Origin of the sequence: Curtobacterium sp. MCLR17_042 (assembly GCF_003234695.1) — a bacterium.
Lineage (GTDB): Bacteria > Actinomycetota > Actinomycetes > Actinomycetales > Microbacteriaceae > Curtobacterium > Curtobacterium flaccumfaciens.
The window spans coordinates 15,500-37,419 of sequence record NZ_QKTD01000008.1 but is presented as its reverse complement, the minus strand read 5'-3'; the positions used below and the strand labels follow the sequence as shown (position 1 = coordinate 37,419).

The following is a 21,920-nucleotide window of genomic DNA, read 5'->3' as shown; positions in this document are numbered from 1 at the left end:
CCCGGAATGCGCTGCAATGGTCGGATGGAACCCCTGCACGGCGAACGCGTCGAGGACGACGAGTCCCTCGCAGAGCGCACGGTGCGCGCGGCCATCCGCGCCTACCGGTTGCACCCGTTCGACACCGTCGACGCGGCGGTCGTCGCCGAGGTGGCCGGTATCCCGCTCGAGACCGTCGAGCGGCTGTTCCCGACCTGGCACGCCCTGCTCCTGGTCACCTACGACCGGTGGGCGCAGCTGCGGGGGACCCGGCGGAAGAACCCGCCGACGTGCACGATCGAGCACGTCCGCCTGACCCTGGCCGAGGACGTCGCCGACCCCGGGCTCGTCCGGGTGCTCGCGGGGCTGATCACCGTGGCCAGCTCGGAGTCGGGGTTCGCCGAACTGTTCCGCAAGCGGTTCGAGGAGTACGCCGAGCAGCTGACCGTCGGGCTGCAGCGCGACTTCGACAAGGGCTCGGAAGAGGCCGGCATCCCCGCGTACCAGGCTGCGACCCAGCTGCTCGCCGTGTACGAGGGGCTGCAGATCCAGATGCTGGTCCGCCCGCACATCGACGTCCTGGTGGAGTTCGACCGCGCGGCGAACACCCTGCGCCAGGGATGGAAGCGGCACGCCGTCCCGTCGTGGGACCTCGACGAGGCACCCGTCCGCGTCTGAGCGCAGCGGCAAGCTCTCCGGTTTAAAAAGTGCTTGCCAAACTGGAAAGTACTTGCAACACTGGTGTCAACGAGAGGGGACACCATGGAGGACACCACCGCACGACCCGGACCCGCCGAGGCGGCCCGACTGCTCGACCAGGCGGACCGGATCGGCCGACGTGCGCACGACGCCGTCCGCTGGCCGTACGTCACGTTCATCACCGCGCTCGGCGTCGCGACGTCGCTCGGCACGCTCGGCATGGGGCTCACGACCGGGGACGCGTTCGCCGCCGTCTACGTCGGCACCCTCGTCGCGCTGTTCGCCCTGGTGGTGTTCTTCATGGTGAGCATCCGCGGCCGCTCGGCCTTCGCCCGGAGCCGCCGCTGGACCGTCTACATCGCCAGCTGGGCGGTGACCTACCTGGCGGCGATCGCCGTGGTCGGGTGGCTGCACGGGTCGGTGCTCTGGTCGGGCATCACCTCGGGGCTCGTGCTGCTGGTCGCGCTCGTCTGTGCGGCGCGCGAGGCCCGCTCGTGAGCACCACCGACCGGGTGCACCCGCGGCACGAGCTCGACGACCTGCTGCAGCACCCCGTGCGCTTCTCGGTGATCGCCGCCCTGACCCGCGCGGGCACCCTCGGGTTCCGCGAGGTGCGGGACGCGGTCGAGGTCAGCGACTCGGTGCTGAGCAAGCAGGTCTCCGCGCTCGAGGCGGCCGGCTACGTGTCGGTGGGGAAGCGCTTCGTCGGCAAGACCCCCCGGACGTCGATCACCCTGACCGCGTCGGGTCGGGCCGTCTGGGCCGCCCACCTGGACGCGCTCCGCCGCATCGCCGCCGGCTGATCAGCGGGGGATCAGCCCCGCCGCCCCCGCCGCCACGACAGCATCTGCCGGACCGTCACCTTCGACCCGTACTGCGCGACCGAGTGCCGGAACAGGTATTCCGCGAACCACAGCAGCAGCCCGGCGACGACGAACACCTCGACGATGCAGACCACCGACTCCGTCACGGTCAGGGCACCGACGGCGTTCCGCACCATCGCGGTGATCGGGGTGAAGGTCGGGAAGTACGTGAAGAACTGCGCGACGGGCGACGTCGGCGTCGTCATCACGAAGAACGCCGCGTACAGGGGGATGATCAGCGCGAAGATCGCTGCCGACTGCAGGGCCGAGGCGTCCTTGATCGACGGGACGGCGGCCCCGACGGCGACGAACAGCCCGGACGCCAGCAGCACCCCGCCGACGAGCAGCAGCGCCCCGGTCACCATCCGCCACGGGTCGACCGTCAGTCCACCGAGCTGCGACGACACCAGCGGCAGAGCGACGAGCAGCCCGACCAGGCCGGGCACGACGAACACGCTGACCTGCACGAAGCCGACGAGCAGCATCGCGATGACCTTGCCGCGGATCAGGTCCCCCGCGGTCACCGTGGTCAGGATCATCTCGGAGATCCGGTTCTCCTTCTCCTCGACCACGACCGTGACCATCCGGGCGGCGAGCAGGATGACGAGCCCGAAGAACGCGGCGACGAACAGGAACGGCGGCACGACGGACAGCCAGCCCGGGGCAACCCGGCCGTCCGCGTAGGTGGTGACGTCGGTGGCGGGCGGACTGCGGAGCAGCTGCACGGTCTCGGGGTCGTCGACCGAGGCGGCGACGCTCTGCTCGAGCACCCGCTCGGCCAGCGACGAGTACACCCCGTTCGCGAAGAGTCCGCGGTCGGCGGCGTCGACCCGGATGGCCGTCGTGGACGGCGACGACGGGAACATGATGAAGGCGTCGAGGTCACCGGATCGAACGGCGGCGCGGTCGGCGGCGGCGTCGGTGGACGGCGTCCCACCCCACTTCGCGGCCACGGACTCCGACACCAGGCCGGACTCGTCGACGTAGTGGAACGGGGTCTTCGTGGCCGACGACCCGGACACCACGGAGTTGGTGCCCGCGGCCTGCCCGATGCCGACGAGCAACGAGACGACCACGATGACGACCGGCAGCGCGAGGGTGCCGATCCAGAACGCGGGCTTCTTGACTGCGCGGACGAACTCGAACCGGACGACCGTGCCGAGGTTGCTCATGCCGCCGCCCCGTCGGTCGACGCCGCAGCCAGGGCGTCGTGCCCGTAGACCTGCACGAAGATCTCGTCGAGCGGGATCCGGCGCATCTCGAACGCGGTGACGTGCACCCCGGCCGCGACCAGTTCTGCCAGGACGTCCGCACCGTCCGGAGCGGCCGCCTGGGTCGGGACGAGGTAGGCGACGTGCCCCTCGTGGCGCGCGAGCCGGTACAGCGGTGACTTCGGTACGGGGCCGTCGAGCCCCACGCGGGCGACGGCGCCGCCGAAGGCGTCCTGCACGTCGGGCACGGATCCGTACGCGGCGGCCCGGCCGTCCTTGAGCAGCAGGATGCGGTCGCAGAGTCGCTCGACCTCGTCCATGTGGTGCGTCACGAGGACCACGGTCGCGCCGTCGGCCTTCCGTTCGTCGACCAGGTCGAGCAGGAGTCGCCGGTTCACGGGGTCGAGGCCCTTGGTCGGTTCGTCGAGGATGAGCAGCCGGGGCTGGTCCATGATGGTGATGCCGAGCTGCACCTTCTGCTGCTGCCCGCCGGACAGCTTGTCGACGCGCAGCTTCGCGCGGTCGGCGAGCCCCACCCGGGCCAGGTAGTCCATGCTCCACGCGGTCGCCTCGGTACCGCGGAGCCCGCGCAGGCGCCCGAAGTAGGTCATCACGTCGATGACGGACTCCTTGCGGTACAGCCCGCGCTCCTCGGGCAGGTAGCCGATGCCGCCGGTGGCCGGCCGGTAGGGGCGGCCGTCGATCGTCAGCGCGCCCGCCGTCGGGGTGGTGATGCCGAGCAGGGCCCGGATCGTCGTGGTCTTGCCGGAGCCGTTGCTGCCGAGCAGCCCGAACGTCTCGCCGGGGGCGACGTCGAACGACAGCCCGTCGACCACGTTGCGGTCCCCGAACCGCATCACGAAGTCCTGCACGCTGATGCTCGCCCCGCTCATGCGGCGACCCTACCGGGACTTCCTTCCCAGGACGGCCGCGATGGAATGCGAGAACGGGCGTACCTGGTCAGAACTCTCGACCCGGTACGCCCGCTTCCGGCAGGTACGCCCGTTTCCGGCAGGTACGCCCGTTTCCGCCGGGTATGCCCGTTTCGCCCAGGTACGCCCCGACAGGCGGACGGGAGGCGCGGTGCCAGCTGGCACCGCGCCTCCCGTCCGTCATCCGGTCGCGCCCAGGGCGCGGCTCGCGTCAGGAACGCAACCAGGCCGTCCCCACGCCCGACAGGGCGCCGTCGACCACCGGGGCCGAGGCGAGCAGCAGCTCGCCGGCCGGCAGCGCGAAGGGCTCGTCGCCGAAGACCGTCACGCTCGTCCAGCCGTTCGGCCGACGGAACGCGAGCACGTCGTCGCGGCCGGTCTCGATCCACTCGAGCTGTTCCTCGGACTGCAGCTGGCCACGCAGGCCGAGCGCCTTCCGGTACAGGTTGAGCGTGGAGTCGGGGTCGGCGTCCTCGGCCTCGACGCTGGAGTCGGCGAACCACGCCGGCTGCGGCAGATGCGAGCCGTCCGGACCGAAGCCGAACGACGAGCCGGTGCGCGTCCACGGGATCGGCACGCGGCAGCCGTCACGACCGACGTCGACGCCCGGGTTGCGGAAGAACGCCGGGTCCTGGCGGTCGGCGTCCGGGATGTCGCCGACCTCGTGCAGCCCGAGCTCCTCGCCCTGGTACAGGTAGGCGGAGCCGGGCAGGGCGAGCTCGAGCAGCGTTGCGGCCTGTGCGCGACGCAGGCCGAGCGACCGGTCGAGTGCGTCCTGCGAGCCACCGGCGAGCAGCCAGGCGCTGCCCTGCTTGTCGGTGCCGCCGGCGCGGGGCGGCAGGGCGTAGCGGGTGGCGTGCCTGACGACGTCGTGGTTCGAGAACACCCACGTGGTCGACGAGCCGGACTGCTCGGCGAGGCCGAGGTTGAACTCGATGATCGTGCGGAACTGGCCGGCGTCGAAGTCGGCCTCGAGCAGGTCGAAGTTGAACGCCTGACCGAGCCCCTCGGCGCTGGCGTAGCGGGCGCGGCGGTGGGCGGGGACCCAGGCCTCGGCGACCGCGGTGCGGGCCGGCGTGTACTCGTTGAAGACCGTCCGCCACTCGGCGTAGATCTCGTGCACGTCGTCACGGTCCCAGAGCGGGTGCGTGCCGTCCTTCGGCATCTCGGCGAGCTCGGCCCAGGTGGGCAGGGTCTCGCCCAGGTCCTTCGCCAGGCCGTGGGCCACGTCGATGCGGAAGCCGTCGACACCGCGGTCGGACCAGAAGCGCAGGGTGTGCAGGAAGTCGTCGCGGACCTCCCGGTTCGCCCAGTTCAGGTCGGGCTGCTCCTTCGCGAAGCTGTGCAGGTACCACTGGCCGTCGCCGACGGCGGTCCAGGCCGGGCCGCCGAAGATCGAGATCCAGTCGGCGGGGGCTTCCTCGCCGGACGGTCCGCTGCCGTCGCGGAACACGTAGCGGTCGCGGGCGGGGGAGCCCTTGGGCGCTGCGAGCGCCTCGCGGAACCACTCGTGCCGGTCGCTCGTGTGGTTCGGGACGACGTCGACGATCACCCGGATGCCGGCGGCGTGCAGTGCCTCGACCATCCGGTCGAAGTCGTCGAGGGTGCCGAGGCGCGGGTCGACGCCCCGGTAGTCGTCGACGTCGTAGCCGCCGTCGGCCAGGGCGGACGGGTAGAAGGGGCTGAGCCAGACGGCCTCGATGCCGAGCGAGGCCAGGTACGGCACCCGCTCGGTGATGCCGGGCAGGTCGCCGATGCCGTCGCCGTTCGCGTCGGCGAACGAGCGGGGGTAGATCTGGTAGACGCTGGCCTGGCGCCACCAGGTCTCGTCGTGCGAGGTGGTGGCGGGCTGGGCGAGGGTGTCGGTCACGTCGGGCCTTTCGTGGGTCGAGGGGTTCGAGGGATGTGTGTCGGTCGGGCCCGCACCGGCGATCGCGGTCGGGCCCGCACCGGCGGTGTCGGTCACTTGATGGCCCCCTGGGTCACGCCGGCCATCACCCACCGCTGGGTGACGAGGTAGACGATGATCGCCGGGGCCATCGCCATCAGGTACGAGGCGAACGACACGTTGTAGTTGTTGCTGAACTGCGTCTGGAACATCTGCTGCAGCACCGGCAGGGTCTGCAGCGCCGGGTCGGAGGTGATCAGCGACGGCATCACGAAGTCGTTCCAGGACGCGAGGAACGCGAAGATGCCGACGGTGGCGCTCATCGGTGCCAGCAGCGGGAACACGAGTCGCCAGAACACCTGCCCCGTGCTCGCACCGTCGATGCGTGCACTCTCCTCCAGCTCCGCCGGGATCGACCGCAGGAAGGCCGTGAAGAGCAGCACGCTGAAGGACAGCTGGAACATGACGTGCAGGATCGCGACGCCGAGCGGGTTGTCCAGGTGCGCGAGTCCGGTGAGCTTCACCTGCGACAGTGCGAGCACCGGGAACGGCAGGAACATCGCCGCGAGCAGGTAGAAGAACGACCAGCGGAACAGCCGGCGGTCCCAGTTCCGGGCGATCGCGTAGGCCGTGAACGAGGCGAGCAGGATCGTGCCGACGACGGTGATCGCGGCGACGAACACCGAGACCCCGAACGCCCGCGGGAAGTCGGTCAGCTGCCACGCCTGCACGAAGCCGTCGACGCTGAACGGTGCCGGCAGCGAGAACGCGTTGCCGTCGACGGCCTGGCCGGTGGTCTTGAACGCCATCGTCAGGGTGACGTACAGCGGCACGAGCACCGACAGCGCGCACAGCACGAGGACGACGGTGACGGGCCAGTTGGAACGACCGCGGCCGGCCTTGCCCGAGCCGGAGGACCGGTCGGCGTCGACGGAACGGATGCTGCCGGTCGCGGTGGTCCCCGGTCGCAGGGGTGCTTGCAGGGACATCAGAGCGCTGCCTTCCCGCGGGTCGCCCGCAGCTGGATCACGGCGATGACGACCGCGATGACGAAGAAGATCGTGGCGTTCGCCATCTGGTAGGCGTAGTCGCCGCCGTTGAAGCCCTTGAAGATCGACATCGCGACACTGGTGGTCGAGGTGCCGGGGCCGCCGTCGGTCAGGCCGACGATGATGTCGTACGAGTTCAGGAAGTTCTTGAACCCGATGACCAGGTTGATCAGGATGTAGCCCGCCGTCAGCGGTGCGGTGATCGAGACGAGCTGCCGCCAGGCGCTGGCACCGTCGAGGGCTGCCGCCTCGTACACCTCGCCGGGGATCGAGAGGACGCCGGCGATGTAGATGAGGAGCGTCGACGGGATCGCCTGCCAAGCGGTGACGACCACGATCGCCAGCCAGGCCAGGTCGGGGTTCGCCAGGATGCTCTGCTCGAGCGGCCCGAAGCCGATCGCGGTGGCGAAGGCCGGCAGGCTGTTCGCGAACAGGAACGAGAACACGTAGGCGATGACGATGCCCGAGATCACCATCGGCAGCACGAACACCGCACGCAGGGCGATCTTGCCGCGGATCTTCGACGTCAGCGCGATGGCGAGCAGGAAGGCGATCGCGTTCACGACGATCACGGTGACGAGCGAGAACCCGAGCGTGAACAGGTACGCCTGCAGGATCGCGGGGTCGGAGAACACCGCGATGTAGTTGGTGAGTCCGGTGAACCGGAACTCGCCGAAGCCGACGGAGTTCGTGAAGCTCAGCACGATGCCCATCACGGCCGGCAGCGTGATGGCGAGCGTGAAGAGCACCAGGGTGGGCAGCAGGAACGCCAGGAAGAGCGGGTCGACGCGGGGCTTGCGTCGTCCGTCCCGTCGTCCGGCCTGGAGGCCCGGTGCGGCTCCGCCACGGCGGCGGCGGTCCGCCGTCGTGATGGATTCGGTGGTCGTGGTTGCCATTCGGACGTCTCCTTACGCGGCCGTGCGGAGCGCGAGACGCGCCCAGTCGGCGTCGAGGGTGCGGAGCTGGCGCTGCGGGTCGCCGCCGAAGGCGATCGACTGCGCGTAGTTCGCGACCGGGATCTCGGCGGGGATGAGCTGCGAGGCGCCGAGGTAGAAGGCTGCGTCGTCGTAGTACGACTGCATGCCACGGAGGGCGGGGTTCGACGCCGGGGGAGCGTCCTTGCGCACACCGAAGCCGTTGTTGTCCGCGTTGTACCTGTCGTTGACCTGCTTGGTCATCAGGAACGACAGGAACTCGCGGGCAGCCTCCTGCTTGCGCGACGCCTCCGGGATCCAGAGCGCCAGGTCGACGTTCACGCGGACCTTGCGGTCGGCCGGGTCGTCGGTGACGGGGAGCGGGAAGGTGCCGAGGTCCATGTCCTTCGTGGTCTTGGCGATCTCGCCGAGGGCCCAGGGCCCCTGCAGGTACATGCCCGCCTTGCCCTGGGCGAAGGCGAGGTTGCCGTCGCCGTACCCGCGGCTCGCGGCGCCGTCGTGGTGCCAGGCGCGGAGCTGCACCATGCGCTCCATCGGCTTCCGCAGGTCGCGCTCGAACGAGACGGCGGATCCCTTGCCGACGTTCGTGCCCTCGCGCCGGAGTGCCTCGAAGGTCGCCGGGGTGTCGATCATGCCGCCGATCGAGTAGTCGAACATGCCCTGGGCGATCGTCCAGTTGTCCTTGAACGTGCCGTAGATCGGCGCGATCCCGGCCTTGGTGAGGCGCTCGCACACGTCGGCGAACTCACTCCACGTCGTCGGGACCTCGAGCCCCTGCTGCGCGAAGAGCGCCTTGTTGTAGATCACCGACGCCGCCGTCACCGAGTACGGCAGGGCGCTCTTCCGGCCGGGGTAGTCGGCGGTCTGCTCCATGAGCGGCCACAGGTCGGGGTTGATGGTGTCGGCCTGCGGCAGGTCGGACAGGTCCGTCAGCGCGCCGTGCTCGACGAACGGGACGACCGAGAAGTTGTAGTTCCAGCAGCCGAGGTCCGGCGGCCGGTTCCGCACGAAGTTCGCGGACATGCTCGAGGTCGAGTCGCGCACGACCCGGACCTTCGACTGGGTCTGGTGGAACTGCGCGATGACGTCGTCGAAGTAGCCGATGACCTCGGGCTTCGACACGTAGAACGTGATGGTCTCCGGCTTGGCGCTCGAGGACCCGATCGGGGCGCATCCGGTGAGCGCGAGGCCCGCCCCGATGCCGCCCGCTCCGAGCAGGAACCCGCGTCGGCTGACCGATGCTGCGCTCCTGGCGGTGGCGTGTGCTTGCACGTCGTCTCCGTCCGTCCGGACCCGGCGTCCCTGCCGTTCCGTCCCGCGAGCGGCTCCGATGCTGCCCGCGGAACTAAATGTAGCGAGAAAATCTAATTCCGCAAGGAACTCGTCGCGCGATAGGGTCACGACATGCCGCCACCCCGTGGAACGAGCGCAGAGACGCTGCTCGCGTACGCCTTCGACTCGTCGGCGTTCACCGCGACCGAGGCGATCGACGCCACCGGCCTGACCCGGTCGACCGTGCTCGGGGCGGCCGAGGAACTCGTGCGGCTCGGCTGGCTCCGCGAGCTCGACGACGCCCGGGCCGCGGGGGAGTACCGGATGGGACGCCCTGCCCGCCGCTACGAACTCGACACGGTCGCCGGGGTCGTCGTCGGTGTGGACGCCGGCCAGCACCGGGTCACCGCCTTCGTCGCCGACCTGCGCGGCACGGTGCTCGGTCGCGCCGAGGGGGCGCTCGGAGAATCGGGCCTCGACGTACCCGTTCGGCTCGGGGTCCTCGCCGACACCGTGGCCGCCGCCCTCGCCTCGGCCGACGTCGACCGCACCCGGGTCCTGGTCACGGTCGTGGGCATCCCGGCGCCGGTCGACGCCGCCGGTGCCTCGCCCGACGACGACGGCTTCTGGGTCCGGATGAACCCGGGGTTCGCCGACGCCGTGCCGGACGGGCGGGTGCTCGTCGAGAACGACGCGAACCTCGCCGCGCTCGCCGAGCGGCCGTCCTCGGGTGACGCCTCGTTCGCGGCGCTGCTCTCCGGCGAACGCTTCGGTGCGGGCCTGGTGGTCGACGGGGTCCTGCTGCGCGGTGCCCACGGCGGTGCCGGGGAGATGCGGGTGCTCGAACTCGTCGAGGGTGTCGGCTCGTCCGACGGCATCGGCGCCGTCGCCCGCACCTTCGTGGCCGACGCCCTCGCCGCGGGGCACATCCCCGCGGACACCGCGCTCGCCGCCGACGCCGCCCTGGTGTTCGCGGCCGCACGGAGCGGTGATCCGGTCGCGCGCACGATCGTCGACCGTCTGGGGGACCGCCTGGCCCGGGTCTGCATCCTGCTCGCGAGCCTGCTCGACATCGACCGTGTGGTGGTCGCCGGCGCGATCGCCCAGCCGGCGGTCGCCGTGATCGACCGCGCGCGCGACCTGCTCGCGAAGGGGCACTTCGACCCGGTGCCGGAGCTCGTCGCGTCGTCGCTCGGGGCCGACGTCGTCGTCATCGGGGCCGTGGCCCACGCGGTCGACGCGGTGCGGGCCGACCCGCTGTCGTTCGCGCTCCGGCCAGTGCTCGCATCATGACCACACGGCGCACCGGGTACTCGCAGATCTGACACAATCTCGTGGTGCACCGTCTCCGATCCCTCCCGATGCCCGTGTTGTTGCCGGTGCTCTTCCTGTTCGCGGGCGGGCTGTGGTTCGGGATCGGGCTGGTCGTCTCTCCCCGTGACATGTCCTTGCTCGGGCGGGCGATCGCCGCGGTCTTCTACGCCGGTGCGATGACGGCGTTCTTCGGCGTCTGGATCAGCCAGGCTCGTCGGCGAGCCGGCGGCGCGACGGAGTTGACGGACGTGCAGCGCGGTCTGAAGCGCGGCGAGGTACCCGAGGACGCTGATCTCGCCACGTGGTCCGCCAGGGTCGACGATCACCACCGACAGTTGCGGCGGAGCCTGTGGTTCGGACCGGTCGTCTTCGGGGTGATGGTCGTGCTCGCCATCTGGCTCGCCCTGACCTCGACGCCCTGGTGGTGGTTCGGGGTGGCGTTCTTCGTCGGCTTCTTGCTGTTCTCGGTGATCACGACGCCCCGCGCGCTCGCGAAGGCCGAGGTCGTGCGCGAGGAGCTCCGTCGCCGTGCGAACGGGCTCTGACGCGAACCCGGCGCATCAGCTCGGCAGTGGGATCTCCCGTTCGCGGTCCCACGGTTCCGTCCAACCGAGTCGGTCGAACAGCGCATCCAGCAGCATCGCGGTGAAGCCCCACACCAGGTGCTCGTCCCCGTCGGCCTCGATGGTGAACGCCGGTCCGCGCCACTCCTGACCACTGCGGCGGATCACGGTCACGCCGCGGTTCGCCGGGTCGAGCAGGTCGGCCACGGGGACCCGGAACACCGCCGCCGACTCGTGCTCGTCGACGACGCGGATCGGTGAGGGGTCGCGCCACCAGCCGATGACCGGCCGGACCAGATGGTTCGAGAACGCCAGGGGTACGGCCGGCAGGGTGCCGAGCACCTCGACGCCGGCGGGTTCGAGCCCCGTCTCCTCCTGTGCCTCGCGGAGTGCGGCGGCGACGGCGTCCGCGTCACCGGGGTCGATGCGTCCACCGGGGAACGCGACCTCGCCGGCGTGCGCGCGCAGGGTCGTGGCCCGCGCGAGGAGCAGGACATCGAGGTCCCGCGGGACACCGGGCGCTGCCGCCGGTCGGTCGCTCGGCGTGTGGTCGAGCGCGCCGAAGAGCATCAGGACCGCGGCCCGACGTGGTGAGGCCGTGCCGCCGGGTTCGACGAGCGGCCCACCGTCACCCCAGCCGTCCGCTGCGACCGCCGCGAGAGCAGCCCGTACCGATCCGTCGTGCGTCACCCGTTCACCCTAGGTGCGCAGCACCGAGAGGTTCGCGGCGGCACCGCACCGGACGCTTCGCTGGGTGTCGATCGAGTGCCGTCTGGGAGCCGCACAGGTGGGAGCTGTGCGAACCGGAAGCGCCTCGGTGCCCCGTTCGCAGCGGGCCGCCGCCACGATTGCACCGTCCGCCGGGAGGCCCCATGTTCCACGATCTGCTCCGACCCCTGTTCCACGTCGCCGTCGTCGCACCGTCCGTGCTCGTCCCGGTGGACGTCGCCGCGGGGCTCCTCACCGTCGCCGCGCTCCTGCCGGCGTTCGGCCATCGCTCCCGCCATCCGGTCCGGGGCCTGCTCTGGCGGCTCGGTGCCGTGGCTGTCGGCGCCGTGATCGGCCTGGTCGCGGTGTGGTGGTTCGGCGACGTGCAGGACCTGTACGGGGTGTCGTTCACCCCGATCACCCGGATGTGGGTGGCCCTCGCCTTCGGCGGTGTCGGGCTCCTCGTCGTGACGGTCGTCCAGGGCGGCTGGCTCCGCCGCGTGCTCGGCGTGCTCGCGGCGGTGGCGGTGGCCCTGGCCGCCGTCCTCGGCGTCAACGTCGACTTCGGGGCGTACCGCACGATCGAGCAGGCCGTCACGACCGATCCGTACCCGTCGGGTCCGCTGGGACACGAGACGGGGGTGGGGCGCGCCTCCAGTCCGGTGGTCGACCCGGCCACCTGGCGGGCGCCCGCCGACATGCCGCGACGCGGGAAGGTGCTCTCGGTCACCATCCCGTCGACCGTCTCCCACTTCCACGCACGGCCGGCGGTGGTGTACCTGCCGCCGGCCGCCCTGACCGAGCGACCACCGACCCTGCCGGTCGTGATCAGCCTGGCCGGGCAACCCGGGCAGCCGAGCGACATGTTCCAGGCCGGTCGGCTCGGCGCGGTGATGGACGCGTTCGCCGAGGCCCACCACGGACTCGCCCCGATCGTCGTCGCGCCGGATCAACTCGGGGCACCGGACCGGAACCCGATGTGCGTCGACTCGTCCCTCGGCCGTTCCGCGACGTACATCATGACCGACACCACGAACTGGATCCGGCAGCACCTGCGCGTCGGGGCAGCGCCCTCGGCCTGGGGCATCGTCGGGTTCTCGCAGGGAGCCACGTGCGCCATGCAGTTCTCCACCGCCCACCCCGGCGTGTTCGGCACGACCTTCGCGATCTCGAGCGAGCTCGCACCCCTGAACGGCTCCGTCCAGCACAGCATCCGGTACGGGTTCGGCGGCTCGGCCTCGCGGTACGCCGCAGCGGCACCGCGGGCGATCATGCGGGCGCACGGTCCCTACCCCGGGCACCTGACGGTGTTCGCCTACGGCAGCGACGACGCCCCCTACGTCGCCTCGACCACGGCACTCCGCGCCGCCGCGAACGCCGCCGGCATGCGGACCCGGCTGTTCGTGTCCGAGGGCTCCGCCCATGACTGGAACACCGTCCGCTACGCCCTGCGCGTCGGGATGCCCGGCGTCATCGCGCACCTGGGCCTGCGGTGAGCGCGGTGGTCGCGGCCCTCGCGTGGGCGCATCCGAGACGGCTCGTACCGGCAGCCCGTCGGTACCCGCTGACGAGCGTCGTCTCGGCCCTGACGATCGTCGCCGGCATCGCCGCCGTGGTGCTCAGGTGCCTCGGCACGAAGGACGGCCGGACGCCCGACACCCTGGGCGGGACGATGGGCCCGCTCGGCGTGGTCGCGGTGACGAGCAGTGTCGTCGGGTTCCTCGTCACCTTCGTCGCCGTCGTGGTCTGCACCGCGGCGTCCGAACGGCTGCTCGGCTGGCGGCGCACCCTGCTCGCGATGGTCGTCACGACCGTGGTGGGGACCGGGCTCGGCGCCCTGCTGCAGCTGTTCGACGGTGCCCCGGCGAACCGCGGCTTCCTCGTGCACCTGGGACACGTCGGCCCCTGGACCTGGATCGTCGGGACCATCGTGACCGCGAGCGCGTTCGCCGGCGCGCTGTGGCGACGCCGGATCCGGGTGGTGTCGATCGCCGTCGTCGCGGCACTGCTGCTCTACGCCGGACACGCGTCCGACCTGCACGCGGCACTCGCTCTGCTCGTCGGCCTGGTGCTCGGCCGCGTGCTGCGACGGTCACCGGTACGGAGCGGCTGGACCCGGAGCTCCTCACGCGAGACCCGGGTGCTGCTCGTGGCCGCGGTGACCGTGTCGGCCGTCGGGCCTGTCCTCGCGCTCGTCACCGGTGCCCAGTTCGGGCTGCTCGCCCCGCTCGCCGTGGTGCTCGACACCGGGCCGACCGGACGGATGCCGCACTGTTCGGTGACCGGGGTGACCGCCAGCTGCGTCCGGGCGCTCGCCGAGGTGCACCCGCACGGCCTGTTCCACTCGCTGCTGGCCGTGATGCCGCTCGTGGTCCTGGCGGTCGGCGCCGTGGGTCTGCGGCGTGGGAGCCGGTTCGCACTGTGGCTCGTCGCGACCGTCGACCTGGTCTCCGGCGTCGCGACCGCCGTCTCGTACGGGGTGCTGCCCGAACGCCACCACGCCGTCGTGCAGCGCCTGGCGTCGGACCACCTCGCGGTCTCGCTCTCGATCGCCGCGTCGGTGCTGGTGCCGATCGCGACCGCCGTGGTGCTCGTCCTGCGCCGCGCGGACTTCCCGGTCCGGACCGACCAGCGACGACTGCGGACCTTCGTCCTGACGGTCGCCGGTTCGGCCGTGGTGCTCGCGGTCGTCGTCGTCGGTGTCGCCGTGGCTTCGGGCGACAGCGTGCGCGAGCCCCTCCACCTGGCGCTCGCCGTGCTCGGCCCGATCGCGCCCGTGACGCTGCCGACGCACCTGGCGCAGGCCGACCCGGCGCTGCGGTTCGTCGTGGGTGTCTCCGGCCCGCTCCTGTGGCTCGCCGTGGCGATCGCCGCGGTCCGGCCGACCGGGGCCGGACGCTCGGACAGCGACGTCGACGGGCAGGACGCCGCTCGGGTGGCCGCTCGGGCCCTGCTGGTCGCGGGCGGTGGTGACACCTTCGGGTGGATGACCACCTGGCCCGGCAACGAGTACTGGTTCACCGAGGACGGCCGCGCCGGTGTCGCGTACCACCGCACCGGCAGCGTCGCCGTGACGACCGGCGGCCCCTTCGGACACGAGGACGCGCGGCTGGCGGCACTCGAGGGCTTCGCACGGGCCGCGGACGACCACGGCTGGACGCCCGTCTTCTACGGCATCGACGCCACCCTCAGCGCTGCACTCGCCCGACTCGGTTGGACGACCCTTCCCGTGGCCGAGGACGCCGACCTCGACCCGCGCACCTGGACGACCACGGGCAAGCGCAAGCAGGACGTCCGTACGGCCGTCAACAAGGCGGCCCGCTCCGGCACCACCGCCCTCTGGTCGGACTGGGCCTCGCTGCCCGGCTCGGTCACCCGCCAGATCGAGGCGATCTCGGAGGAGTGGGTCGCCGAGCGCGAACTGCCCGAGATGGGGTTCACCCTGGGCGGGATCGACGAGATGCGCGACCCCGCCGTCCGGACGCTCGTCGCCCTGAGCGAGGACGGCACGGTGCTCGCCGTCACCAGCTGGCTGCCGGCGTACCGCGCCGGGCAGGTGGTCGGATGGACGCTCGACGTGATGCGCCGCGCGCCGGACGCCCCGAACGGTGTGATGGAGTTCCTGGTCGCGAGTGCGGTCGACCGGATGCGCGCCGACGGAGCCGAGCGGCTCAGCCTGTCCGCGGCCCCGCTCGCGTCGTCGGCCGAACCGCAGGGTGCCGGCCGGAGCGGCGTCGAATCGGTCCTCGACGTCGTCGGCGGTGCGCTCGAGCCCGTGTACGGGTTCCGTTCCCTGCTGCGCTTCAAGGCGAAGTTCGGCCCCGACCTGCACCCGCTGGTGATGGCGTACCCGGACCCGGTGGCGCTGCCCACGATCGGCGTCGCGATCGTCCGTACCTACCTGCCGGGGTTGTCGCTGCGCCAGGCGGTGGCGATCGTGCGGGAGCGGCGTCCGGCACACGGGGTCCGGGCCGAGCAGCAGGCGGAACGAGTGGGCTGACCCGGACGGTTCCCCAGCGCCGTCGGTACGTTCGGAGCATGGGAACCGAACGGGCCGACGGACCGGCCGTGGACGAGCACGATCCGTACGAACGCCGCCCCGGTTACGTCACGAGTGCCGACGGCCGGACCGACCGGATGACCACGGACATGTTCGCGGGCGTCGCGGTCGGGTTCGTCCTGGTGATGGTCTTCGGGTTCTTCCAGCTCGTCGAGTGGATCGCGATCGGAGCGGCCGTGGTCATCGGCGCGGCGGTGTGGTTGGTCCTGCGCAGTCGGCGACGGCGTGCAGATCGCCGCGCTGGTCGGTCGCCGGACGCCGTCCCGCGTGCTCGGGACCGCGCGATCGCCGAAGCGAACGGTGGGCGCCGGTTCTTCGTCGCCCAGAACCCGGTCGTCGTCATCGTGATGGGCGCGATCTTCATCGGCGTCGCGGTCGCCCCGCTGCTGTTCGGTGGAGTCTCCATCGGCCGGATCGTGACCGGGGTCATCGTCGTCGCGAGCGGCGTCGTCTGCATCGTGCAGGGGATCGGCACGCTGCGGGTGCGTCGTCGGGAGCGCAGCGGGGGCTGAAACCCGGTCGTCGACCGCAGCCCGAAGTGGGTGCATCCGCGTGCCCCCGCGGGCCAATATGCTCACCACCGTGACTGCACTGCACGCCGGGCGACGCTTCGGCTCGACCCGAGGCGAGTTCGCGCTCCTGATGACCGTGACCGTCGTCCTCGGACTCGTGATCCCGGCCGGAGGGCTGCTCGCCGCGTTCGGCTCGCTGCTGACCGGTGTCCGTGACGACCGTCGCCGTGTCCGCGCCCTGTTCATCGTCGGCCTGAGCATGTTGGTGCTGCAGGTCGCGTGGGTCGTCCTCAGCATCTGGGGGCCGGTGGAGGTCTGCGGCTCGACGAACGGCGGCCCCGAGACCTGCCAGACCTACTGGCCCTGGGAAGCCTGACGCGTCGTCGACGCGACCACAGGGCGGACGGGAGGCCCGGTGTCAGCTGGCACCGTGCCTCCAGACTCGGCCGCCTCGTGTGGTCTTCCGGGCGTCAGGGAGAGGGCTCGCGGGACCAGTAGTCCGCTCGGACCACGAGGAGCTCGCCCTGGACTTCTGACGTCAGGTTGATGACGCGTGGGTCCCACAGGCTCCCGGGCAGCCTCGCGAACGGTTCAGTGCCCAACGTCGTCGACAGTTCGGTCGGGCTCATCCCCGACGGCGGCTGCACGGACACGAGCGACCAGCACCCGCCGGACGCACACTGCTCGTCCTCGTCGACGACCCTGCTTCCCGCAGGCAGGGGGATCGACGCCGTCGCCGGCACGTCGCCTTCCGTCGCGCCCATGAACAACAGTGCGGTGCGCAGGCCGATGAACAGGACCGCCGCAGCACCCACGATCAGAACGGTCACGACGATCGCTCGTCGGGTGTTCGTCCGGTGCCTGGTCACCTCCGCAGTCTAGGCGGCGGTTCGAGCGGGCCACCGGACGTCAACCCGCTGACACCGCGACCGAGCGGCGTTCCATGAGCCGCCACGATCCTCCGAGCAGCGGCGTGAGCGTCACGACCGTGTACACGACCGCGACGACGGCGAAGGTGGCCTCGACCCCCACGCCGTCGGCAGCGAGCCCGGCGAGCAGGCCGCCGACGGGGATGCCCGCCCACGCGCCGGCACCGAGCAGGCCGAACACCCGCGCGCGCATGTGCTCCGGGATCCGCTCGAGCTCGACGGCTCCGAGGATCGGGTTGATCGACCCGGCCGCCAGCCCGGACAGCGCAGCCGAGGCGAGCATCCACGGCAGGCCGAGCCCGAGCGCCGGGACCACCAGGGACGGCCCGCCGGCGAGCACGAAGCACAGGGCGAAGACCAACCGCCGTGGCACACGGTGCGCCACGTACCCGAAGGCGACGGAGCCGAGGAACGCCGCACCCCCGAAGACACCGGTGACGAGCCCGAGCGCCTGCGCGCCGCCGAGCTGCTGGTCGGCGTAGAGCGGCAGGAGCGTGGTCGAGCGTGCGGCGTCGAGCAGGTTCGTCACGAGCACCAGCGCGACCACGAGCCGGAACAGGGGATCGCGGACGCAGAACCGGAACCCGTCGGCGATGTCGCGCCAGTACCCCTGCGACTCCACGGGCTCGCCGGACGCGACCGGCGCCACCGCACCGCGGACCGTCAGCGCCATGAGCATCGCGGCTGCCCCGAAGGCGATCGCCACGCAGGCGAGACCCGGCATCGGACCGAGGACGGCGACCAGGGTTCCGCCGAGGGGCGCACCGATCAGCACCGACAGCCGTGACGACGCCTCGAAGTGGCCGACGGCACGTTCGAGCGGCACGCCTGCCGCGGTCGCGAGCCCCGGCAGGAGCACCCGTCGGGCGGACTCACCCGGGGTGTCGAAAAGCCCGCTGACGAACACGAGCGCGAGGAGCGCCCAGAACGGCAGACCGACGGTCCAGGCGAGCACCGGCATCGCGAGCAGGGTGAGCCCGCTGACGACGTCGGACGCGACACTCGAGCGGACGAAGCCGACCCGCTCCACGATGGCACCGCCGAACGGGCCGCCGAGCACGATCGGCACCGTCGCCATGAACGCGGCGATGCCGACGTCGGTGGCGGAGCCGCCACGCGCGAGGACGGCGAACGGCACGGTGATGGTGGTGATGACGTTCCCGATGCGCGACACCACCTGCACCGCGAGCATTGCGCGCAGTTGCGCCCGGGGGCTCAGCCGCGAGGCCATCGGTATGCCTGGTTCAGCACGAAGACCTGCTCGGAGCCGTCGCCGGCGTGGTGCTCGGCAGCGACACCAGCCCAGCGGTCCACGACGCCGCGGAGTTCCTCGCCCATGTCCTGGAGCTCGGCTGCCGTCAGGCGGAGCACGCGGTCCGAGCTCGAGGACGCCGACACCCACTCGCGTCCGAACGTCGGCGCGAGGTCGACGAACGCCTCGTAGTTCGCGGCGTACACGCGGGCGACCGCGTGGTCGAGGGTGTTGGTGGCGAGCAACCGCTCCGGGTCGTCGAGCGCATCGGCGAGCTCCCACACGGAGGCGTCGTGCGCGGCTCGCCACCAGCGCTCACGTCGGTCCGTGCCCGCGTCGGGAGCGGGTTCGATGAAGCCGGCGGCGGCGAGCCGGGTGCAGTGGTAGCTGATCGTGCCCGGCGCTTCGTCGATCACCTCGCCGATCGTCGCGGCGGTTTGCGGGCCGTTCGCACGCAACAGGCCGAGGATGCGCAGGCGTGTCGGGTGAGCGAGGGCGCGCATCTGGGCGGGGTCGTCGATCCGTCCTTGGGTCATGGTGCGACCCTATACGCACAAGAAGTCTTGTGGAATTGTTCCGAACAGGCGCCACCGCGGGGCGTCCGTACTCAGCGGCCGTGCAGCATCCTGTTGCGCGCATCGATCTGGTCCGCGGTCGCGGGGAAGTAGCTGCTGACACCGATGTGCTCGGCGTCGTGCTGTACCGCGTCGACGACCGGCCGGAGCGCGCGCTCGTAGTCAGCGAATGCCTGCTCGACGTCGCCGTCCGCGTCCCGAAGAGCGTCGTGGAGTGCAGTGGCGCCGATGATGGCGAGCGAGCCGCCCATCCCGGCGGCCGGGGAAGGGCAGTAACCGGCGTCGCCGACGAGTGCGACGCGGCCGGACGTCCACGCCGGCATCTTGATCTGGCTGAGCTTGTCGAAGTAGAAGGTCTCGGCGCCGATGGCCTCGTCGACGTGGTCCGAGAACGGCGAACCGGCCCGGAGCATGTGCTCGCGGAGGGTGCGCTTCTGTGCCGCTTCGTCGTGGTGGTCGAAGGGGATCTCCTGCTCGGAGCGGAAGCCGAGGACGAGGTCGGTGGTGGTGTCGTACGAGTTGACCAGCATCGTGACGCCCGGTGCGTTGGTGATCTGGGTCGTCTGCGGTTCGATGACGAGGTCGTCGAGGGTGGCGACGGAGAAGTACGTCCGCAGGAAGTGGCTGTACAGCGCTTCCTGCCCGAAGTGCAGTCGACGAACTGTGGAGTGGTTGCCGTCGCAGCCGAACACCATGGAGAAGTCCCGTTCGGTTCCGTCGCGGAAGGTGACGTGCACGCGCTCTTCGTCGGTCTCTTGCAGGGACGTGACCGAGTTGTTCCACAGCATCTCCACTTCGCCCTCGGTCGCGGCGGCGAGGATGTCGAGCAGGTCGTCGCGGTGGATCTCGTAGCCGTCGCCCGTCGATCCGGCCGAGGGAGGCACGGGATCCATCCGCGCGATGCGGTCTCCCTCCGGCGTCGTGAACTGCGTCACCCGCGGCGCGAGCGCCTTCGCCGAGATCTGCTCGAGCAGGCCCATCCGATCCACGATCGCGATGGTGTCGTCACGGACGTCGACCGGGGTGCCGCCTCGCTTCAACCCGGAAGCGACCTCGACGATCGAGACGTCGTACCCGAGCCGACGCATCCACAGCGCGGTCGTGAGCCCAGCGAAACTCGCTCCTGCGATGAGTACCTGTTCCTGCTTCTGCGTTGTCATCGATCGTCCTCGTTCCTCGGTATCCACCGAACTTGTAGTGACTCTAAGTTCGGCCAACGTACCAGAACTTTGGGTCACTCAACGTTTCGTGTCAGACTCGGGGGATGGTGGAGTCGAGCGAGGGTGTTCCGTCGGGGCTGCGAGAGCGCAAGAAACGGGAGACCCGCGAGCGCCTGGGTGACGTTGCTGCACGGCTGTTCGCTGAGCACGGGTACGACGAGGTGTCGATGTCAGACGTGGCCCGAGCTGCAGGCGTCTCGGATCAGACCGTCTACAACTACTTCCCGACCAAACCCGATCTGGTGTTCGACCGAGCCGACGAGGTGCTCGAGAAGATCCGAGCTGCGGTTGCGGACCGAGGTGCGCAGCAGTCGCCCGCGGAAGCGATGCGCACCATCGTCCTCGAGGATGTCGATCGGTACGTCGCAGAGGACCCGGCCTTGGCGCGAGGGGAGTTCCCAGCGCAGTGCCGGCTCAGCGCGGTGCTCCGGCGCCGGGCGCTGGAGTTCTACGACGAAGTCACGTCCGCGGTGGCAGCAGAACTGGCGGACACGGGTTTCGACTCGATGACCCGGCGTGCTCAGGCTGCCGCGCTCGTGGCCGTCGTGCAGCAGACCACCGAGGCCATCGGCGACGCGGTGCTCGCGGACGCCGACCGGGAATCGACCCGCAAGCGCTTGGTGACCACGGCCGGAGCGGCGCTGGACCACCTGTCCACCTGGTGCACGTCGGCCTGATCCACGTCGAAGGACAGGACACGACAGGACAGGACGGGTGCGCGGAGCGCATCCCATGCACCTTGTGGCCCTCTCATGGCGCGGGACGCCCCGCCGACCTACCGTCTACTTGTCAGACGATCGTCTGTCGAATAGGCCCTCTGGAAGGAACCTGCTCCATGCGTCACGCTCCTCGCCTCCGCCGGACCAACGCGCTGCTGATCACCGGCGGCGTCCTCACGGCGGCAGCGCTCGCTGTCGGGGCGGCCGGGCCCGTCTCCGCGGCCAACGCCGACGGCGCGGCGCCCACACAGTCCGTGGCCGCCGCCAGCGGTGACAACTACGTGGCCCTGGGCGACTCGTACGCGGGCGGTTTCGGCGTCGCCCCCTACAGCTCGGGTCCGGCGGCCGGCTGCTTCCAGTCCACCACCGACTACCCGCACCAGGTCGCAGCATCCCTGGGACTCCAGCTCGACGACCGTGCCTGCGCCGGTGCCACCACCGGCAACATCTCCCGGGTCGCGCAGAAGACCGGAGCCGGAAGTGCCACCGCGCCCGTCCAGGCCGACGCGCTCTCCAAGGACACGGACGTCGTCACGGTGTCGATCGGCGGGAACGACCTGGGGTTCTCCGGCGTCATCGCGAACTGCGTCGCGCTGGACAAGGCCGGCCCGGTGTTCTCGGAGATCCACGGGAAGACCTACGACCACTGCAAGGACTACTACGCACCGGTCGTGCACGGCGTCACGCGGGATCGTCTCGCATCGCGCATCCGCACCGTCGTGGCACCGCGGCTCGCGTCGACGTTCCGCGTGATCGCGCAACGTGCTCCGCAGGCGAAGGTGTTCGTCGTCGGCTACCCGATGATCGCGCCGGGTGCGGCGCAGGCCCCGAAGGGATGTTTCTCGAGCCTCCTCGGTGACTCCGGTCTCGAGCCGCCGTTCCCGCAGAACGCGTTCCCCTTCACCGCGACCGACACCGCCTACTTCCACCGCACCCAGAACGCGCTCGACGCAGCGGTCAAGGCCGCGGCGAAGGCTCGTGGGTTCACCTACGTCTCGATGCTCCAGGGCTCTGCCGCGCACACCCCCTGTGCCGCGTCGGGTTCCGCGTGGATGGCGGGACTCACCCTGACCGACCGCGGCACCGCTGCGAACAGCACGCCGCTGGCCGGGACGAAGTACAGCATCCTCTTCGGCGCACTCCACCCGAACGCCGCCGGCATCGCGTACCTGCGTGACCAGACCAAGGCCGCGATCGTCGGATCGCGCTGACGCACCAGTGCCTGCGGGTCGCGTCGTCG

At 71.0% G+C, this 21,920-nt stretch carries 22 protein-coding genes; 11 read left to right on the top strand and 11 right to left on the bottom strand.

What is annotated here, in order from left to right:
* Positions 1–24: 24 nt before the first annotated feature.
* From DEJ02_RS09585 to DEJ02_RS09575, 3 genes are all read left to right on the top strand, one after another.
* Positions 25–657, top strand: coding sequence for a TetR family transcriptional regulator C-terminal domain-containing protein (locus DEJ02_RS09585; RefSeq protein WP_111032838.1), 633 nt, complete (start codon positions 25–27; stop codon positions 655–657).
* Positions 658–741: 84 nt separating this feature from the next.
* On the top strand, positions 742–1,176 hold the full coding sequence (locus tag DEJ02_RS09580) for a chemotaxis protein CheY (RefSeq protein WP_111032837.1): 435 nt from the start codon (positions 742–744) through the stop codon (positions 1,174–1,176).
* Positions 1,173–1,481, top strand: a complete 309-nt coding sequence (locus DEJ02_RS09575) for a transcriptional regulator (protein ID WP_111032836.1) — start codon at positions 1,173–1,175, stop codon at positions 1,479–1,481. The genes DEJ02_RS09580 and DEJ02_RS09575 overlap by 4 nt, the downstream gene beginning before the upstream one ends.
* Before the next feature lie 11 nt (positions 1,482–1,492).
* Here the strand turns inward: DEJ02_RS09575 and DEJ02_RS09570 are convergent, their stop codons facing one another.
* From DEJ02_RS09570 to DEJ02_RS09545, 6 genes are all read right to left on the bottom strand, one after another.
* Positions 1,493–2,713 (bottom strand): ABC transporter permease, encoded by a 1,221-nt coding sequence (locus tag DEJ02_RS09570; protein WP_111032835.1) that lies wholly within the window; start codon positions 2,711–2,713, stop codon positions 1,493–1,495.
* On the bottom strand, positions 2,710–3,645 hold the full coding sequence (locus tag DEJ02_RS09565) for an ABC transporter ATP-binding protein (protein ID WP_111032834.1): 936 nt from the start codon (positions 3,643–3,645) through the stop codon (positions 2,710–2,712). The genes DEJ02_RS09570 and DEJ02_RS09565 overlap by 4 nt, the downstream gene beginning before the upstream one ends.
* A 250-nt stretch (positions 3,646–3,895) precedes the next feature.
* The gene (locus DEJ02_RS09560) at positions 3,896–5,554 is read right to left on the bottom strand and encodes a glycoside hydrolase family 13 protein (RefSeq protein ID WP_111032940.1); all 1,659 of its coding nucleotides are present in this window, start codon (positions 5,552–5,554) and stop codon (positions 3,896–3,898) included.
* Positions 5,555–5,646: 92 nt separating this feature from the next.
* Positions 5,647–6,561, bottom strand: a complete 915-nt coding sequence (locus DEJ02_RS09555; RefSeq protein WP_071405176.1) for a carbohydrate ABC transporter permease — start codon at positions 6,559–6,561, stop codon at positions 5,647–5,649.
* Positions 6,561–7,517, bottom strand: coding sequence for a carbohydrate ABC transporter permease (locus DEJ02_RS09550; protein ID WP_110865283.1), 957 nt, complete (start codon positions 7,515–7,517; stop codon positions 6,561–6,563). The genes DEJ02_RS09555 and DEJ02_RS09550 overlap by 1 nt, the downstream gene beginning before the upstream one ends.
* Before the next feature lie 12 nt (positions 7,518–7,529).
* On the bottom strand, positions 7,530–8,828 hold the full coding sequence (locus tag DEJ02_RS09545) for an ABC transporter substrate-binding protein (RefSeq protein ID WP_111032833.1): 1,299 nt from the start codon (positions 8,826–8,828) through the stop codon (positions 7,530–7,532).
* Positions 8,829–8,960: 132 nt separating this feature from the next.
* On the opposite strand from DEJ02_RS09545, the gene DEJ02_RS09540 reads away from it, so the two are divergent.
* Positions 8,961–10,121, top strand: coding sequence for an ROK family protein (locus DEJ02_RS09540; RefSeq protein WP_111032832.1), 1,161 nt, complete (start codon positions 8,961–8,963; stop codon positions 10,119–10,121).
* A gap of 68 nt (positions 10,122–10,189) precedes the next feature.
* Positions 10,190–10,687 carry a hypothetical protein gene (locus DEJ02_RS09535; protein ID WP_111032831.1) on the top strand — a complete coding sequence of 166 codons (498 nt, stop codon included), beginning with the start codon at positions 10,190–10,192 and terminating at the stop codon, positions 10,685–10,687.
* Positions 10,688–10,702: 15 nt separating this feature from the next.
* On the opposite strand, the gene DEJ02_RS09530 is transcribed toward DEJ02_RS09535, so the two are convergent.
* A complete protein-coding gene (locus tag DEJ02_RS09530; RefSeq protein ID WP_258378708.1) occupies positions 10,703–11,395 on the bottom strand; it encodes a CoA pyrophosphatase in 693 nt (230 codons plus the stop codon).
* A gap of 182 nt (positions 11,396–11,577) precedes the next feature.
* On the opposite strand from DEJ02_RS09530, the gene DEJ02_RS09525 reads away from it, so the two are divergent.
* The 4 genes from DEJ02_RS09525 (at position 11,578) to DEJ02_RS09510 (ending at position 16,361) form a co-directional block, all read left to right on the top strand.
* On the top strand, positions 11,578–12,909 hold the full coding sequence (locus DEJ02_RS09525) for an esterase family protein (protein WP_111032830.1): 1,332 nt from the start codon (positions 11,578–11,580) through the stop codon (positions 12,907–12,909).
* Complete coding sequence (locus DEJ02_RS09520; protein ID WP_111032829.1) at positions 12,906–15,413, top strand: bifunctional lysylphosphatidylglycerol flippase/synthetase MprF; 2,508 nt, start codon at positions 12,906–12,908, stop codon at positions 15,411–15,413. Before DEJ02_RS09525 ends, DEJ02_RS09520 begins: the two co-directional genes overlap by 4 nt.
* Before the next feature lie 38 nt (positions 15,414–15,451).
* Positions 15,452–15,985 (top strand): hypothetical protein, encoded by a 534-nt coding sequence (locus tag DEJ02_RS09515; RefSeq protein WP_111032828.1) that lies wholly within the window; start codon positions 15,452–15,454, stop codon positions 15,983–15,985.
* 70 nt (positions 15,986–16,055) lie between these two features.
* Entirely contained in the window at positions 16,056–16,361 is a 306-nt protein-coding gene (locus DEJ02_RS09510) for a hypothetical protein (protein ID WP_146248568.1), read from the top strand.
* Between the two features lie 94 nt (positions 16,362–16,455).
* Here DEJ02_RS09510 and DEJ02_RS09505 read toward each other — a convergent pair whose 3' ends face one another.
* The 4 genes from DEJ02_RS09505 to DEJ02_RS09490 form a co-directional block, all read right to left on the bottom strand.
* A complete protein-coding gene (locus DEJ02_RS09505) occupies positions 16,456–16,854 on the bottom strand; it encodes a hypothetical protein (RefSeq protein ID WP_146249261.1) in 399 nt (132 codons plus the stop codon).
* Positions 16,855–16,894: 40 nt separating this feature from the next.
* Entirely contained in the window at positions 16,895–18,145 is a 1,251-nt protein-coding gene (locus DEJ02_RS09500; protein ID WP_111032825.1) for an MFS transporter, read from the bottom strand.
* A complete protein-coding gene (locus DEJ02_RS09495; RefSeq protein ID WP_111029949.1) occupies positions 18,130–18,702 on the bottom strand; it encodes a transcriptional regulator in 573 nt (190 codons plus the stop codon). The genes DEJ02_RS09500 and DEJ02_RS09495 overlap by 16 nt, the downstream gene beginning before the upstream one ends.
* Positions 18,703–18,773: 71 nt before the next feature.
* Complete coding sequence (locus tag DEJ02_RS09490; RefSeq protein ID WP_111032824.1) at positions 18,774–19,901, bottom strand: FAD-dependent monooxygenase; 1,128 nt, start codon at positions 19,899–19,901, stop codon at positions 18,774–18,776.
* A gap of 104 nt (positions 19,902–20,005) precedes the next feature.
* Between DEJ02_RS09490 and DEJ02_RS09485 the strand changes: the two genes are divergently transcribed.
* Positions 20,006–20,638: a TetR/AcrR family transcriptional regulator gene (locus DEJ02_RS09485; RefSeq protein ID WP_111032823.1), complete on the top strand. Its 633-nt coding sequence runs from the start codon at positions 20,006–20,008 to the stop codon at positions 20,636–20,638.
* Between the two features lie 158 nt (positions 20,639–20,796).
* Complete coding sequence (locus tag DEJ02_RS09480; protein WP_111032822.1) at positions 20,797–21,891, top strand: SGNH/GDSL hydrolase family protein; 1,095 nt, start codon at positions 20,797–20,799, stop codon at positions 21,889–21,891.
* Positions 21,892–21,920: the final 29 nt, after the last annotated feature.